Source organism: Sphingobacterium sp. G1-14, assembly GCF_002196555.1.
GTDB classification, from domain to species: Bacteria; Bacteroidota; Bacteroidia; order Sphingobacteriales; family Sphingobacteriaceae; genus Sphingobacterium; species Sphingobacterium siyangense.
Genome location: NZ_CP021381.1, coordinates 5,924,675 through 5,938,791 on the forward strand (window position 1 = coordinate 5,924,675; position 14,117 = coordinate 5,938,791).

Sequence of the window (14,117 nt, forward strand, 5' to 3'; positions counted from 1 at the left end):
AACGCGATTAGCCGACATAATCAGGTTTTCATGCTTGTCAATAGCAAAATATGTAATAAATCACAAGGCCAGAAAGGCCCAGCATAAAAAGTGCTGGAACTGTATCGGCACTTCATTCCGCAAAATAGCTAAACTAAAATGATTAAGGAAACAACCGGCTTAAAATTGACTTACTTCTTACCAAGTGTCCTAGCTTTCCCATAAAGTCCTTCTGATTCCGGATCCACCGCCAGCAATGAAAACAGACGGGAGAACTTTGCTGTCCAATACCCCAATTCAATGAAGCCAATGAGACTAAACACTTTTCATTAAACCAAATGTAACGAGCTGAATGATATCGTCATAAAAAATACGATCAATAACACAAAGCATAAAAAAGGTGGCCTAACCTTACGGTTAGAACCACCTAAACTATATTAATCAACCAATTCTTAATTCAATGCTTAATATTCTACAGGGAAGCTCAATTGAACAGCACCACCTTGCGGAGATACTCCTTTCAATCGTACAATATTGCGTTGCGTTGCACCAAGCGCTGTTTCAACATCATCTACTGTATTGACCGCTTTTCCATTCACCTCTGTAATGACCAGTCCACGCTCTACACCGAAATAATCAAAGATACCACCACGGTTCACCTGAGTTACAACAACTCCGGAATTTACGCCCAATTCCTTTTTCTTCTGAGCTGAAGCAGGAATAAAGCTTGCTCCTAATTTATTATAGATCTCCGTTGCACTTTTCGAAGCTTTTCCGCCAGTGCTTGCAGTCTTTAAGGATTCTTCGCCTTTCAATGTCATGGTTACTTGTTTCTCTTTACCATCACGTTTATAGGTAACGTTCACCTTATCTCCAGGACGCGCACGGCCTATAGTTTCACTTAAGACCGGTGAACCTGTAATCACTTTTCCATTGATTTTTGTCAAGATATCTCCTTTTTTGATACCGGCAGCCTCTGCAGCACCGCCACCAACTACATCTTGAACATATAAACCATCCACATCTGTAAAACCTTTTTCCTTGGCCAATTCAGGTGTTATTTCAGTATAAGTAACACCTATATAACCACGTTTTACATTACCGTATTCGACAAAGTCATCAACAATCTTTTTCACTAAATTAACTGGAATCGCAAAACCATAACCCGCATATGTTCCTGTTGGAGAGGCTATGGCAGAGTTAATACCAATCAATTCTCCTGAAGCGTTAGTCAAGGCTCCGCCACTGTTCCCTTTGTTGATAACCGCATCTGTTTGAATAAAGGATTCGATCGCTGAACTTACAGGGATTTGATCCTGTCCACCACCAAATGGATTACCACGTTGTTGTTGACCTTCATTCAAAATACCAATCTGACGACCTTTAGCACTAATGATACCTGCGGTCACTGTAGATTGAAGTCCAAGTGGGTATCCGAAAGCCAGTACCCATTCACCGACATTGACATTATCTGAGTTACCCAATTTGACAACAGGAAGGCCCTTACCTGATACTTTCAACAAGGCTAAATCTGTGTTCGGATCACGTCCGATCAATTTGGCTTCAAACGTACGTTTGTCTGTTAATACGACTTCTATTTTATCTGCATCTTCAACGACGTGGTTGTTGGTTACAATATAACCATCATCAGAGATAATTACACCTGATCCGGATGCCTGTATAGGTTGCGATTGCATTTGACGACGTCCACCACCCTGTGGCATCCCAAAAAACTCTTCAAACATATCGAACGGAGAACCTTGCGATTGCTGCGACCCCTTACGACTATATGTTGTTTTAATATGTACAACCCCAGGTGATACCGCCGCTGCAGCTTGGGTAAAATCAGGGTTACCTGTTGAGGACATCACCCCAGTTGGATTGTTTGCGAAATAAACCTTTTGTTTGTCTTCGAAAGACATACCATCAAACTTCTTATTCTCAATAAGCTTGTAACCTCCTAATGCTACCGCTCCACCGAAAACAGCTGTTAATAGCGTTAAACCGACCTTATTCATAAACTTATTTTTATTTTAAAATGTCTTATAAGCTGATAACTTTTGCTCTTAAAATTACCGATTTTATTCGGATATGTTCAAATGTAATACCATTTCGAAGCCTTCGGAAAATCCGACACGTTAAAAAATGTTAATTACTAGACAAATGCAACCATTTTAACAAATCTTAACTTTTCTCCGTTTTTTTGTAACAAAAAAACGTACTTTTGTTACTACAAATCAACGTAATGGCATCAAAAGTAAGATTTTCAAAATATCAGGGAGCAGGCAATGACTTCATTTTAGTAGACAATCGCAACAAAGCATTTGACCGCGCAGATGAAGCATTGGTAGAAAAGCTCTGTAACCGCCGGTTTGGCATTGGTGCCGATGGTTTAATGCTCTTACAAACCAAAGAAAATTACGATTTTGAGATGATTTATTATAATGCCGACGGTAGAGAAGGCAGCATGTGTGGTAATGGGGGGCGTTGTATCGTCGCTTTTGCACGCGACTTAGGCATTATTACTGACAAAACTGTCTTTTTGGCAGTAGACGGTATACACCAGGCCTCTTTATCAGCAGACCTTGTCAATCTCCAGATGATCGATGTAACGGATTTTACCCGTGATGGAGAAGCCTATCTGTTACAAACCGGTTCTCCACATTATGTTGAGTTCGTAAAAAATCTGCAGGATAAGAATGTCTTCCAAGATGGCTACGCAATTCGCAATAACGCTACTTATGGAAAAGAAGGCATCAATGTAAATTTCATTGAAGCTGAAGGAGATGGTTATTTCCTCCGTACATTTGAGCGCGGTGTTGAAGATGAAACCTATGCCTGCGGCACTGGAGCAACTGCCGCGGCCATGGCTGTCGCCTTGCAGCAAAATTTAGAAGGTGATATCAATATTCCTATCCGAGTATTAGGAGGACAGCTGTATATCTCCTTCCATAAGAAAGGCTCCCATTTCTCAGAGGTGTTCTTAAAAGGGCCGGCACAGTTTGTCTTTGAAGGGAACTATTAGATTTTTACTCCTATAGCGATCAAGGCTAATTGCAACCCAAATTTTCAGTCCAAGCAAATCAAGCCGTGAAATAGGGCCTACGCCCCTTGATATTTAACGACACCTGTGCACAACCTCATAATGAAGGTTAGTACGAGATCTTAACTAGCTATCCCTTAGAATCGATTTTTAAAATTTCAACGCGCAAATTGCGATTAATGGTATATTTTATTGTATATTAGAAACCTTTATTTATAAGGTCCGCTATTTTTAATGCAACAGTCAAAGTCATTTCCAGTATATAAAATCGTTTATTCTATATGTGAGCACCCCTATCTTGGCTATCTTATTGAGCCACACATGGTCAAACTCAATCCCAATGGGACTTACTCACTACGCTATCAACGTATATTTAGCAATACTGTAGATGCTTACGCCGCTGAATTGGATGAATTAGATTACAAACTAATTCGATTGCTCGATGAAATCGAACAAACTCACCTCATTAAAAAATACTACAAAAAAGCAATTAGACCTGTCGATTTCTTTTCCAAAGTTTTCGATAAAAAGCTACATGAGCTTCTTCGTCCTAAAATTGATGAAAAAATGATCCAATTTTTTGAAGCTGTTGGAGACAAACCGCTTTTCATGATGAGCAAAGATGGTTATCCAGCAGATCAAGAAATTAAATTGGCAACCTCCGCGGCATCGATTCTATTTCATTTTCGACGAAACGAAGAAGAAACACGTTATTTCCCGACAATCAAATACGAAAATCAGCGTCTGGAGTTTATGTTCAAAAATGCCATTGTCTTGACCAATGTACAAGCATGGTTACTTCTAAACAATACCCTATATTATTTCGATCAGGCACTTGAGGGCAAGAAACTCAGCCCTTTCCTAAATAAACGTTACATTTCTGTCGGTAGAAGTACCGAAAAAAAATATTTCGAAACCTTTGTATGTGGGCTGATTGAACGCTATCATGTCTATGCCGAAGGATTTGAAATTCAAACCCACCAACACCAAGCAATTCCACTCCTCCATTTGATTTATATTGAAGACGGGGCATCGCAATTACAACTGCAATTCAAGTACGGGCCGCACACCTTTACCGCAGGAGCCGAGAATAAAGTTACTGTTCGTATGGAATATAATGAGAAAGATGATCAATATATATTCCACCGTGTAAAACGATCTTTGCAATGGGAAGAACAACAACATGAAAGCTTAAAAAAATTGGGGCTACAGGATGTCGACCTCCAACTCGGTTTATTAACGCCAACTACCCATAATGGAAAACGGCTTTCAGTATTTGACTGGATGAACAACCATCAAGAACAACTTGAGACTCTAGGATTCCACATTATACAAAATAGTGAAGAAAAACGCTTCTTCATAGGGCACACCTCCTTAGATATCTCCATTGATGAAGACAATGATTGGTTTGATATCAGCGCTATCGCAAAATTTGGTCCCTATGAGATCCCATTTATCCAGCTGCGCAATCATATTCTTAATAACATTAAGGAATTTACCTTACCGAATGGAGAAATTGCCATGATTCCGGAAGAATGGTTTGCAAAATACAATCATCTCTTCCAATTTTCTGCAGATCGGCATGAGCTCAAACTAAATAAGGTACATATTGGTCTACTCTTTGAAATTAGTGAGCATACACAGCTGGTATTTACACGAAAACTACAGAATCTAGCCAACTTTGAAGAGATTGCTGATATTCCCGAACCAAAACATTTCAAGGGAAATCTTCGCCCATACCAAAAAGCAGGATACAATTGGTTTAATTTTTTGAAGCAGTATAAATTTGGCGGCTGTCTTGCAGATGATATGGGTTTGGGTAAAACCATACAGACTTTAGCCCTATTGCAACAGCAGAAAGAACAACTCCAAGACGAACAGGATATCCGTACCTCACTTTTGGTGTTGCCAACATCATTGGTATACAACTGGCAGAAAGAAGCACAGCAATTTGCCCCACAGCTTAATATCCACCTTCATACCGGAAACAACCGCATCAAAGATGCTACTCTTTTCGCCAAATATGATTTGGTAATTACCACCTACGGAATTGCCCGTATTGACGAAGAAACCTTGAGTGGCTTTTATTTTAATTACATTATCCTCGATGAGAGCCAGAATATCAAAAACCCAACTTCCAAATCGTTTAAAGCCATCAAAAGCCTAAAAAGCAAAAACAAATTGGCTTTGAGTGGAACTCCTGTAGAAAATTCCGTTTCGGATCTTTGGGCACAGATGCACTTCACCAATCCAGGACTACTAGGCAGCTATACTTATTTTCAAAAGGAATTTGTACAGCCCATAGAAAAGAAAAAAGATGAAGAAAAAGCACAGCGTCTTCAAGCGATTGTCAAACCATTTATATTAAGACGTACAAAAGATCAGGTGGCAACAGAATTACCGCCAAAAACTGAACAGATCCTTTATTGTGAAATGACTGAAAAACAATCCGAGTTGTACGAAAAAGTCAAATCTGAATATCGCAATGCAATTCTTGACGGACAATTGGACAGCAAGCCTAAATCTACGCAAATTGCGTTGTTGCAAGGCCTGACAAAGCTCCGACAATTAGCCAATCATCCCAGAATGGTGGATGAGAAATTCTCGGGTGATTCCGGCAAGTTTGAAGCTGTCATTGAAACGCTTGAGATGGTCATGCGAAGAGGCAACAAAGTGCTGATTTTCTCCCAATTCGTAAAACAGCTCAATATTTTCCGTCAGTATTTCGATCATAAAGGAACAAATTATGCCTACCTGGATGGCGGCACAAAGAATCGGGATGAAGCCGTCAGCCAATTTCGTAAAAACAACGATACCAAGTTATTCCTTATATCGATAAAAGCAGGTGGGGTGGGACTCAATCTGATTGAAGCTGACTATGTTTTTATTCTGGATCCGTGGTGGAATCCAGCTGTGGAACAACAGGCTGTAGACCGTTCACACCGCATCGGTCAAACGCGCAACGTGTTTATCTATAAATTTATCAGTAAAGATACCGTCGAAGAAAAGATATTAGCTTTACAGAATAAAAAGAAGTCGATTGCACAAAGCCTGATCACGACAGAAGAAAGCTTCATCAAGTCACTATCACAGGAAGATCTGCAGGAACTTTTGGCCTAAATAAAAACATTACTGTTTATATTCATTAATCTTCGCCATATATATCGATGGACGGATACCCGTTACACGCGTAAAAATATTGCTAAAAGAAGACAGCTCATTGTACCCTACACGCATGGCTATTTCTAGAATGGAATAGCTATTCTCAGACATCAGTTCCAGAGCTTTCGCAATTCGTATGGCTCTTAAAAAACGGATATAACTAATCCCCATATCTTCTTTAAACAACCGTGACAACGAGCGGCTGCTCATACCAAAGCGCACAGCAACCTGTTCAATGGTAAATGCTTGATCAATATTGCTATTTAGATATCTCGCTACGCTCCTGAGTTTTTCACTTTTAGGATAAGGATGCTGCATCGGAAAAGCATCTATTGGTGAACTCGTATCCGGAATAATCGCCATCATCGCACGCAAGAGACAGTACTTTGAATAATCAGCCGTTTTGCTGATCCCTCCGCTCCAATCCTGAGCAAATAAAAACATTTCACGCACCAGATCATTGCTTAGAAATATATTTGGCGTTGAAAGTACGGACGGCATATGCTGCTTCTCCTTGAAATAAAAACTATATAGCGGAATACGAGAGCTTGTACTTTCCAGATGATAAGTTGTATTTGCCGGAATCCACATATAAAACCTTGCTGGCAAATACCAGTGCTTTGTTGTTGTAAACACATGAATAATACCACCGTCAGCATAGAGCAGCCGCGCCTTTTTATGTTTGTACTCACGAGAATCGATACGATCGACATACATATGGTCTACATAAAAATCATATTGGTCAGCATCAATAGCTACAAGTTTTTCCTCTTCCATAACTTAAAATTACACTTTTCCTACAACATGGCGCAAATGAACATATATCCGTCCGACTATACAAAACAAAACGTTTCTATTCCACAGTATCTTTGTACAGCCATATGCTCATGCTCTCAGAGGAAGTTTGCTCGTATTCCGGGTAACCCTGATTAAGTAACATACAAAAACAGAAAAATTGCTACTCCGAGTACATCATAAGCGGAACTGAATACTGGCACAACGGACTTTAATTAAATTTTTAAAAGTCTCCTACAACATCGGATCAAATAAAAAGGCTCAACTGTAAATTTAGATGATGCTAAAAGTACACAGTTCGCCTGTGTTGACACACTATAAACACATAAAGCAGACTATTAAAATTACGCAATCAAAATAACAATGAATAAAGAAGATAAAAAAGACAAAACAAAAGGATTTAATAAAATGCTCGTCATATTTGCCAGCCTATTATTATTGACCGGTATCGGCGTCTTAGTCAGACACCTTATTTTTACCAATCAATATGTAACAACAAATGACGCACAAATTGATCAATACTTGACACCTATTGCCAGTAGGGTTTCTGGTTTTATCAAGGAGGTACGATTTGAGGAAAACCAATATGTACATCGGGGCGATACCTTATTAATTATAGATGCCAGTGAGTATCAAACAAAGGTTGATATGGCGAATGCCGAGCTCCAAAGTAGCCAGAGCAATGCTGAGGTAATCAGCAAAACAGCCAATGCAACAGCCAATAGCATTTCTGTTCAAAAGGCAAGATTAGAAGCGGCAAAAGTAAGTGTATGGCAGACCGAACAGGATTACAAGCGATTCAAGAATTTATTTGAAGCAGAGGCTGCGACCCAACAACAGTACGATAATGCCAAAGCAGCATATGATATAGCATTGGCACAACTGCACACTATAATCGAAGAATATAATTCAGCTCAACTAAACACCAACAAAGAAAAAACAAGCGAACTACCGGCAAGAGCCAATATCAATATTAAAAAGGCCGCAAAAACAAATGCACAGCTTTTTCTTTCGTATACCGTAGTTACAGCACCTTATGATGGCTTTGTTGGAAAACGAACCATCCAAGCAGGACAATATGTAAAGGAAGGTCAGACACTTGCCAATGTCATTAGTGAAGAGAAATGGATCAACGCTAACTTTAGGGAAACTCAACTCGAAAATCTTGCAGAAGGCACTATCGTTACTATACAGGTCGACGCTTTTCCCAAACTCAGTTTTAAAGGAAGAATCCACTCATTTTCTCCGGCATCAGGTTCCAAATTTGCCCTGATACCACAAGACAATGCAACCGGAAATTTCGTAAAGATTGAGCAACGGATTCCCATTAAAATTGTATTTGATCCAAATCAGGATCTCAAGAAATTACGTGCAGGTATGAATGTCGTTGTCCATGCCGCCCATCAATCCTAATCGCCCATGAGTACGAACAAATCTTTATACTACAGCTGGGTACCCGAATGGATAAAACTCCCGCTAATGATCGTAGCGATGTTCCCACATCTCATGCTAATGTCGCTCTTCCATTCCAATACGGCATTTACCGCTTCGGCACTGGATATTGAAGCTGAGGATATTCAGTATTTTCTATCCTTGATGTATGGTGCCATTGTCGTTACCTTACTCATATTTCAACGGCTGTTTTCGTTTTTTAGGGTAAGGACATACATACTCTTGACCTGTAGCCTCTCCATCCTTATTCTACTCGGTATTTCACTTACAAGAGACCCTTTCCTTATTGGTATTCTCCGCGTGATCGAAGGTATTTTCTGTGTGTTGGAAGGTGCATGCTTTCTTCCACTGCTTATGATGCAGATTAAGCATACCAAAAGCCGAACGATCGCCTATTTTTTCCTATATACCTTTATGCTTACAGGATCAACTTTAACGACATCCTTACTCAAAGAAAGCATAATGGACTATGGATGGCAAGATATGATCCATGTCGTACTCTATTGGCATTTGATAGTGATTGCAATAGCCTTGCTGTTACTCAACAATAATCGCTTGGGTAAAAAGTTTCCACTCTATCAACTGGATCTGGCCAGCTGTCTATTTTTATTGATATCATTGAGCTGCGGGGCCTACGTTTTAATTTATGGTCGCAAATACTATTGGTTTGAATGCTCCAAGATCACCATCAACTTCGCACTTTTCCTTATTTTCGGAGCACTTTTCATCATTAAACAGCGGATTGTCAAAAGACCGCTGTTTCATTTTGAGATCCTCAGATACAAAAATGTGATCTTTGGTGTTATCCTATTTTTTCTCTTTTATATTATTCGCAGCTGTCTCAATAATGTATACACAGTGATGGCTACCGTATGGAAGTGGCCCTGGCATTATATTGTTGATGTACAGTACATCAATGTCCTTGGTACAATACTGGGTGTTGGCAGTTCAGGATTCTTACTCCTCCGCGATGTATCTCCTAAATATATCTTTGGTTTTGGCTTTTTGATATTGGCGACTTCATGTTTTTTATTTGTACCTATATTTTACCCTGATACCACAATCTGGGCAATCAGGCTTCCTTTGTTTATTCAAGGAATCGGACAAGGATGGCTTTTTACACCACTGGTTATTTATATTTTGACAGGTGTAGAATCCCATCATGCTGGCAATGCAGGCCTCATGGGCACAACCGTTCGGTTTTGGAGTACGAATGTCGGATTTGCACTTATTCAAAATGCCAGCTATACACTAAATCAAAAGCATTATATTCAACTCGAACAGACACTGAATACAAGCAACCCACTGACAATAAACTATTGGAATACATTAATGGACAAATATACCGGAATATATGGAGATCAAATAGCAGGTCGTATTGCAAGCAAAAGTATTTCGGGAATCCTAAGTCAGCAAGCATCACTAATCAGTAACATGGAGATATTTACTTATCTGGGAATCCTGGGAATGCTGGTCACAGGGCTAATATTTTTATTCGGCCCAGCCAAAACACTTTTCATGCGCCTAAGAATCCCATACTTGTAAATGAGGCAGCTAAATCTCCTATATACAACTTTCATGCTTTCGCAAGCAGTAACAGCAATGAAAGCGAACCGAAGATTCTTTCGGCCTAATAAACCAAGTATCACGAGCTCATTGATGCCTTCATAAAAACAATACGCATCAATTAAACTGGTTCTTTCAAAAAAAGGGGCTGTTTGCAAATCAATGCAGACAACCCCTCTTTGGTATCTCGTACTTAATCTATTTAAGCATCAAATTCTTTAAGAGCTTTTTTCACACGTGCTATGACCTCGTTTTTACCGAGCAATTCAACAATCTGAAAGACATCTGGTCCAAATTTACCGCCTACCAACATAATCCGGAATGGCATCATCAGCTCACCCATTTTCATTCCCGATGCCTGAATCGCATCTTTGAAGAAAGGCTCCAATTCAGCAGCTTTCCACGTATCAAATTCTTCGAATGACTGGTTTATACCCTCAAAAAATGCTGTTTTTTCAGCAGTCCACTTAGGCTTCACAGCATTCAAATCATATTCCGCAGGTTGCAAAAAGAAGAAAGACGCCTGACTCCAAAAGTCCTCAACAAAAGTTAAACGCTCTTTCACAGCATCCAATACCCTGCTCACGTAAGCTTCATCGGCATCTACTTGATGATCTTCCAATACTGTTTTGATCTTTGGCAACAAGGATTCTGTCGACGTGCGTTTAATCCATTCATGGTTGAACCATTTTGCTTTTTCAAAATCAAATTTCGCACCAGCTTTACTGATACGGTCAACACCAAATTTCTGAATCAATTCATCTAAGGAGAAAAGCTCCTGTTCGGTGCCATCATTCCAACCTAACACGCCGAGCATATTGACAAAAGCCTCGGGTAAGAAGCCCATCTCACGGAATCCTTTTGTTGTATCGCCAGATTTAGCATCGGTCCAGTTCATAGCATAAACAGGGAAACCCAAACGATCACCGTCACGCTTGCTTAGTTTACCGTTTCCATCTGGTTTAAGGATCAATGGAAGGTGCGCCCAGCCTGGCATACTATCCCCCCAACCAAGGTATTCCCACAATAAGATGTGGATAGGTGCCGAAGGCAACCACTCTTCACCACGGAATACATGCGATATTTCCATGGCCTTATCATCTACAACAACAGCGAGGTGATAAGTCGGCATGCCATCTGCCTTAAGCAATACCTTATCATCGACAAGATTTGTATCAAAAGCAACCTTTCCACGGATCATATCAGTGAACGATACCGTTTCATCAGTTGGAATCTTTATACGGATGGTGTGCGGTGTGCCCGCATCCAATAATTGTTGAGTTTCAGCGGCAGACAAACTCAATGAATTACGTAATTGAAGTCTGTTCTCGTGACTATATCGAAAATTAGGCTGTAACTTACGCTGCTCATCCAGCTCCTCTGCTGTGTCAAAAGCATAGTAAGCATAACCATTCTCAATCAGCTGTTCAGCATATTTCCGGTAAGATGGTTTTCGCTCACTTTGACGGTAAGGTCCGTACTCGCCTCCTTTTAATGGGCTTTCATCTGGAGTCAAACCACACCATGCTAAGCATTCGTTGATATATTCCTCAGCACCTGGGACAAAACGAGTTTGGTCCGTATCCTCGACACGTAAAATAAAATCTCCCTGATGCTGACGCGCATAGAGAAAATTAAACAAAGCTGTACGTACCCCACCAAGGTGAAGACCACCTGTCGGGCTTGGTGCAAAACGCACTCTTACTTTTCTTTCTGAACTCATGGCGCAAAATTACCACAAAATTTTTGATTTGGGCGGCACGATAACCTCATCAATGAAATAAAAGTGCAGAAAACAGACATTTATTCAGTAATTTGCAAATGAAGGACACGAATACGGAATCATGAAACCCTATCAGATTAGCCAGCAACGCTGGAAATTTATCTTGCTTATCTTTGCAGCAGTCATTGCTGTCGCCTCCCTGGTTTATACCAATTACCTCGTTCGAAATCTTGCACATGCCGAACGTTCGAAGGCTGAGGTATGGGCTATGAGTACCAAAAATATAATGACCATGCCCGACGTTGATGATGAATTCATTACATTTATTTACGCCGTAAGAGACAGTCTAAATTTACCCGCAATTATTACTGACGACAAGGAAGACATCATTTTCTGGCGTAACCTCGATTCCACAAAGACAAATATTAAACCCGGACACAACGACAGTGTTACAAAACATCTCGATTATGATCCCGTTTATTTTCAAAAACAGCTTGCGTTTATGAAGAAAAGCCATCCGCCTATTACGTTGGAATTGGAAAATGGACAAAAATGGCATGTGTATTATAAAGATTCATGGTTTTTGCAACAGTTAAGGGTGTTTCCTTATGTACAACTATCGCTGATTGCCCTCTTTCTCATTATTGCTTATACCGTTTTCAATTCTATCCGGAAATCTGAACAAAATCTCGTTTGGGTAGGGCTAACAAAAGAAGCCGCACATCAATTGGGTACCCCTATTTCATCGTTGATGGGTTGGTTAGAATTGATTCGCATAAAATTTGATGCCGAAGAAGATGACACCCTAAATGAAATGGAAAATGACATTAAGCGACTTGAAATCGTCGCCGACCGCTTTTCAAAAATAGGATCTACTCCCGTACTGACTAACCATAACCTGTATGATGTCATCAAAAATTACATGGATTATTTTCGCATACGAACCAGTAATAAAATTGCTTTCGAATTAAAAGGAGACACACATCTTGAAGCACAGCTTAATATTCCACTCTTTGATTGGATTATCGAAAATTTATTGAAAAACGGAGTAAATGCCATTGGCACAGAAGGAAAGATAACTGTTAATATTTCAGAAAATATTGCGAAAGAAGAAATTTTTATAGACATTAGTGATACGGGCAAAGGAATTCCGAGATCTAATTTTGAATCTGTTTTCCAGCCGGGGTTCACAACACGGAAAAGAGGTTGGGGGCTTGGCCTTAGTCTGACAAAAAGAATGGTGCGGTACCACCAGGGGCAAATTTTTGTAAAAGAATCTGAAGTAGGTAAAGGAACAACATTTCGAATAATCTTAAAAAGCAACTTAAAATATGAAGCCACTCAAATCTGACGAATATCCAGCGGTCTACGCGCCTTATATTGAGACTGTCGTCGATAATGTGTTCGATGCACTAGAAGAACAAACGCTCTCCTTTCCAGCATTTCTGGACACGATACCAGAGGAAAGAGGTAATTTTAAATACGCCGAAGATAAGTGGACAATCAAGGAAGTTGTTGGCCACGTCATCGATAATGAGCGTATCATGGCTTATCGGGCATTGCGTTTTTCACGTAATGACCTTAAAGAGCTCGCTGGATACGACCAAGACTACTTCATTCAGTATTCCCGTTACAACGATCGCACTTTAGAAAGTCTGAGTAAGGAATTTACTTTTCTTCGCAAAGCGAACATGATGCTTTTCAACAGTTTTAATGAGGTTGAATTGGAACGTAAAGGGATGGCATCTGAACGGCTAACAAGTGTAAAAGCACTCTTGTATGTCATTGCTGGTCACCTTAATCATCATCGCATCATTATTCAAGAACGTTATTTAAACTCAGACGATGTCAAAAATTTGGTTTCAGCATTACAGCATTGAGGAAATAAACGTATTTTTCAACAAATACCTATCGGGTCTGCTCGAGATTCAAGCGACAGAAATTGATGACAACTCCATCACGGCGACCATGCCGGTAACAGATAAAGTCAAGCAACCACATGGTATTTTACATGGCGGCGCTTCTGTCGTTCTGGCGGAGTCTTTGGGAAGTATCGCATCTAACCTCGTGGTTGATCCAGAAAAATACCGCGGAGTTGGACTTGAAGTAAATGCCAATCATATACGCCCGGTAAGTAGCGGCGTAATAACAGCAAAATGTAGCCCAATACACATTGGTCGATCCACACATATTTGGGAAATAAAAATGTACGATCGCTTCAACAAATTAAATTGTATCTCAAGACTTACAGTAGCTATCGTTCCAAAATAACGATAACTATACGGCTCTTGCTAACTCGATTTATCACCACGTTCCAATTACAATTCGACAATATTTATAAGCAAAGAAGGATAAATTTCACAATTTATCCTTCTTTTTTTTGTCAATTAATTATCA

Annotated in this window: 10 protein-coding genes; 7 read left to right on the top strand and 3 right to left on the bottom strand. The window is 39.9% G+C overall.

The annotated features are described in order from the left end of the window. Positions 1-443 precede the first annotated feature (443 nt). Positions 444-1,997 (bottom strand): Do family serine endopeptidase, encoded by a 1,554-nt coding sequence (locus CBM24_RS25425; RefSeq protein ID WP_088163195.1) that lies wholly within the window; start codon positions 1,995-1,997, stop codon positions 444-446. A 227-nt stretch (positions 1,998-2,224) separates the two neighbouring features. Between CBM24_RS25425 and dapF the strand changes: the two genes are divergently transcribed. Together dapF and CBM24_RS25435 are read left to right on the top strand one after the other, a co-directional pair. After that, positions 2,225-3,004 carry a diaminopimelate epimerase gene (dapF, locus tag CBM24_RS25430; protein ID WP_088163197.1) on the top strand — a complete coding sequence of 260 codons (780 nt, stop codon included), beginning with the start codon at positions 2,225-2,227 and terminating at the stop codon, positions 3,002-3,004. A 252-nt stretch (positions 3,005-3,256) separates the two neighbouring features. Beyond that, positions 3,257-6,142 (top strand): DEAD/DEAH box helicase, encoded by a 2,886-nt coding sequence (locus CBM24_RS25435; protein WP_075994466.1) that lies wholly within the window; start codon positions 3,257-3,259, stop codon positions 6,140-6,142. Between the two features lie 9 nt (positions 6,143-6,151). On the opposite strand, the gene CBM24_RS25440 is transcribed toward CBM24_RS25435, so the two are convergent. After that, positions 6,152-6,961, bottom strand: coding sequence for an AraC family transcriptional regulator (locus CBM24_RS25440; protein ID WP_075994467.1), 810 nt, complete (start codon positions 6,959-6,961; stop codon positions 6,152-6,154). 381 nt (positions 6,962-7,342) lie between these two features. Here CBM24_RS25440 and CBM24_RS25445 point away from each other — a divergent pair, with 381 nt between their 5' ends. Beyond that, entirely contained in the window at positions 7,343-8,392 is a 1,050-nt protein-coding gene (locus tag CBM24_RS25445; protein WP_088163199.1) for an HlyD family secretion protein, read from the top strand. A 6-nt stretch (positions 8,393-8,398) separates the two neighbouring features. After that, positions 8,399-9,976: an MFS transporter gene (locus tag CBM24_RS25450; RefSeq protein WP_088163200.1), complete on the top strand. Its 1,578-nt coding sequence runs from the start codon at positions 8,399-8,401 to the stop codon at positions 9,974-9,976. A 223-nt stretch (positions 9,977-10,199) separates the two neighbouring features. Here CBM24_RS25450 and gltX read toward each other — a convergent pair whose 3' ends face one another. Beyond that, complete coding sequence (gltX, locus tag CBM24_RS25455) at positions 10,200-11,720, bottom strand: glutamate--tRNA ligase (protein ID WP_088163201.1); 1,521 nt, start codon at positions 11,718-11,720, stop codon at positions 10,200-10,202. Positions 11,721-11,841: 121 nt separating this feature from the next. Here gltX and CBM24_RS25460 point away from each other — a divergent pair, with 121 nt between their 5' ends. Genes CBM24_RS25460 through CBM24_RS25470 form a run of 3 tightly spaced genes read left to right on the top strand, consistent with a single transcriptional unit; the run spans position 11,842 to position 13,991 of the window. Beyond that, entirely contained in the window at positions 11,842-13,071 is a 1,230-nt protein-coding gene (locus CBM24_RS25460) for a sensor histidine kinase (RefSeq protein WP_075994471.1), read from the top strand. After that, positions 13,052-13,600, top strand: a complete 549-nt coding sequence (locus CBM24_RS25465; protein WP_088163202.1) for a DinB family protein — start codon at positions 13,052-13,054, stop codon at positions 13,598-13,600. The genes CBM24_RS25460 and CBM24_RS25465 overlap by 20 nt, the downstream gene beginning before the upstream one ends. Next, positions 13,566-13,991 carry a hotdog fold thioesterase gene (locus CBM24_RS25470; RefSeq protein WP_046673622.1) on the top strand — a complete coding sequence of 142 codons (426 nt, stop codon included), beginning with the start codon at positions 13,566-13,568 and terminating at the stop codon, positions 13,989-13,991. The genes CBM24_RS25465 and CBM24_RS25470 overlap by 35 nt, the downstream gene beginning before the upstream one ends. Positions 13,992-14,117: the final 126 nt, after the last annotated feature.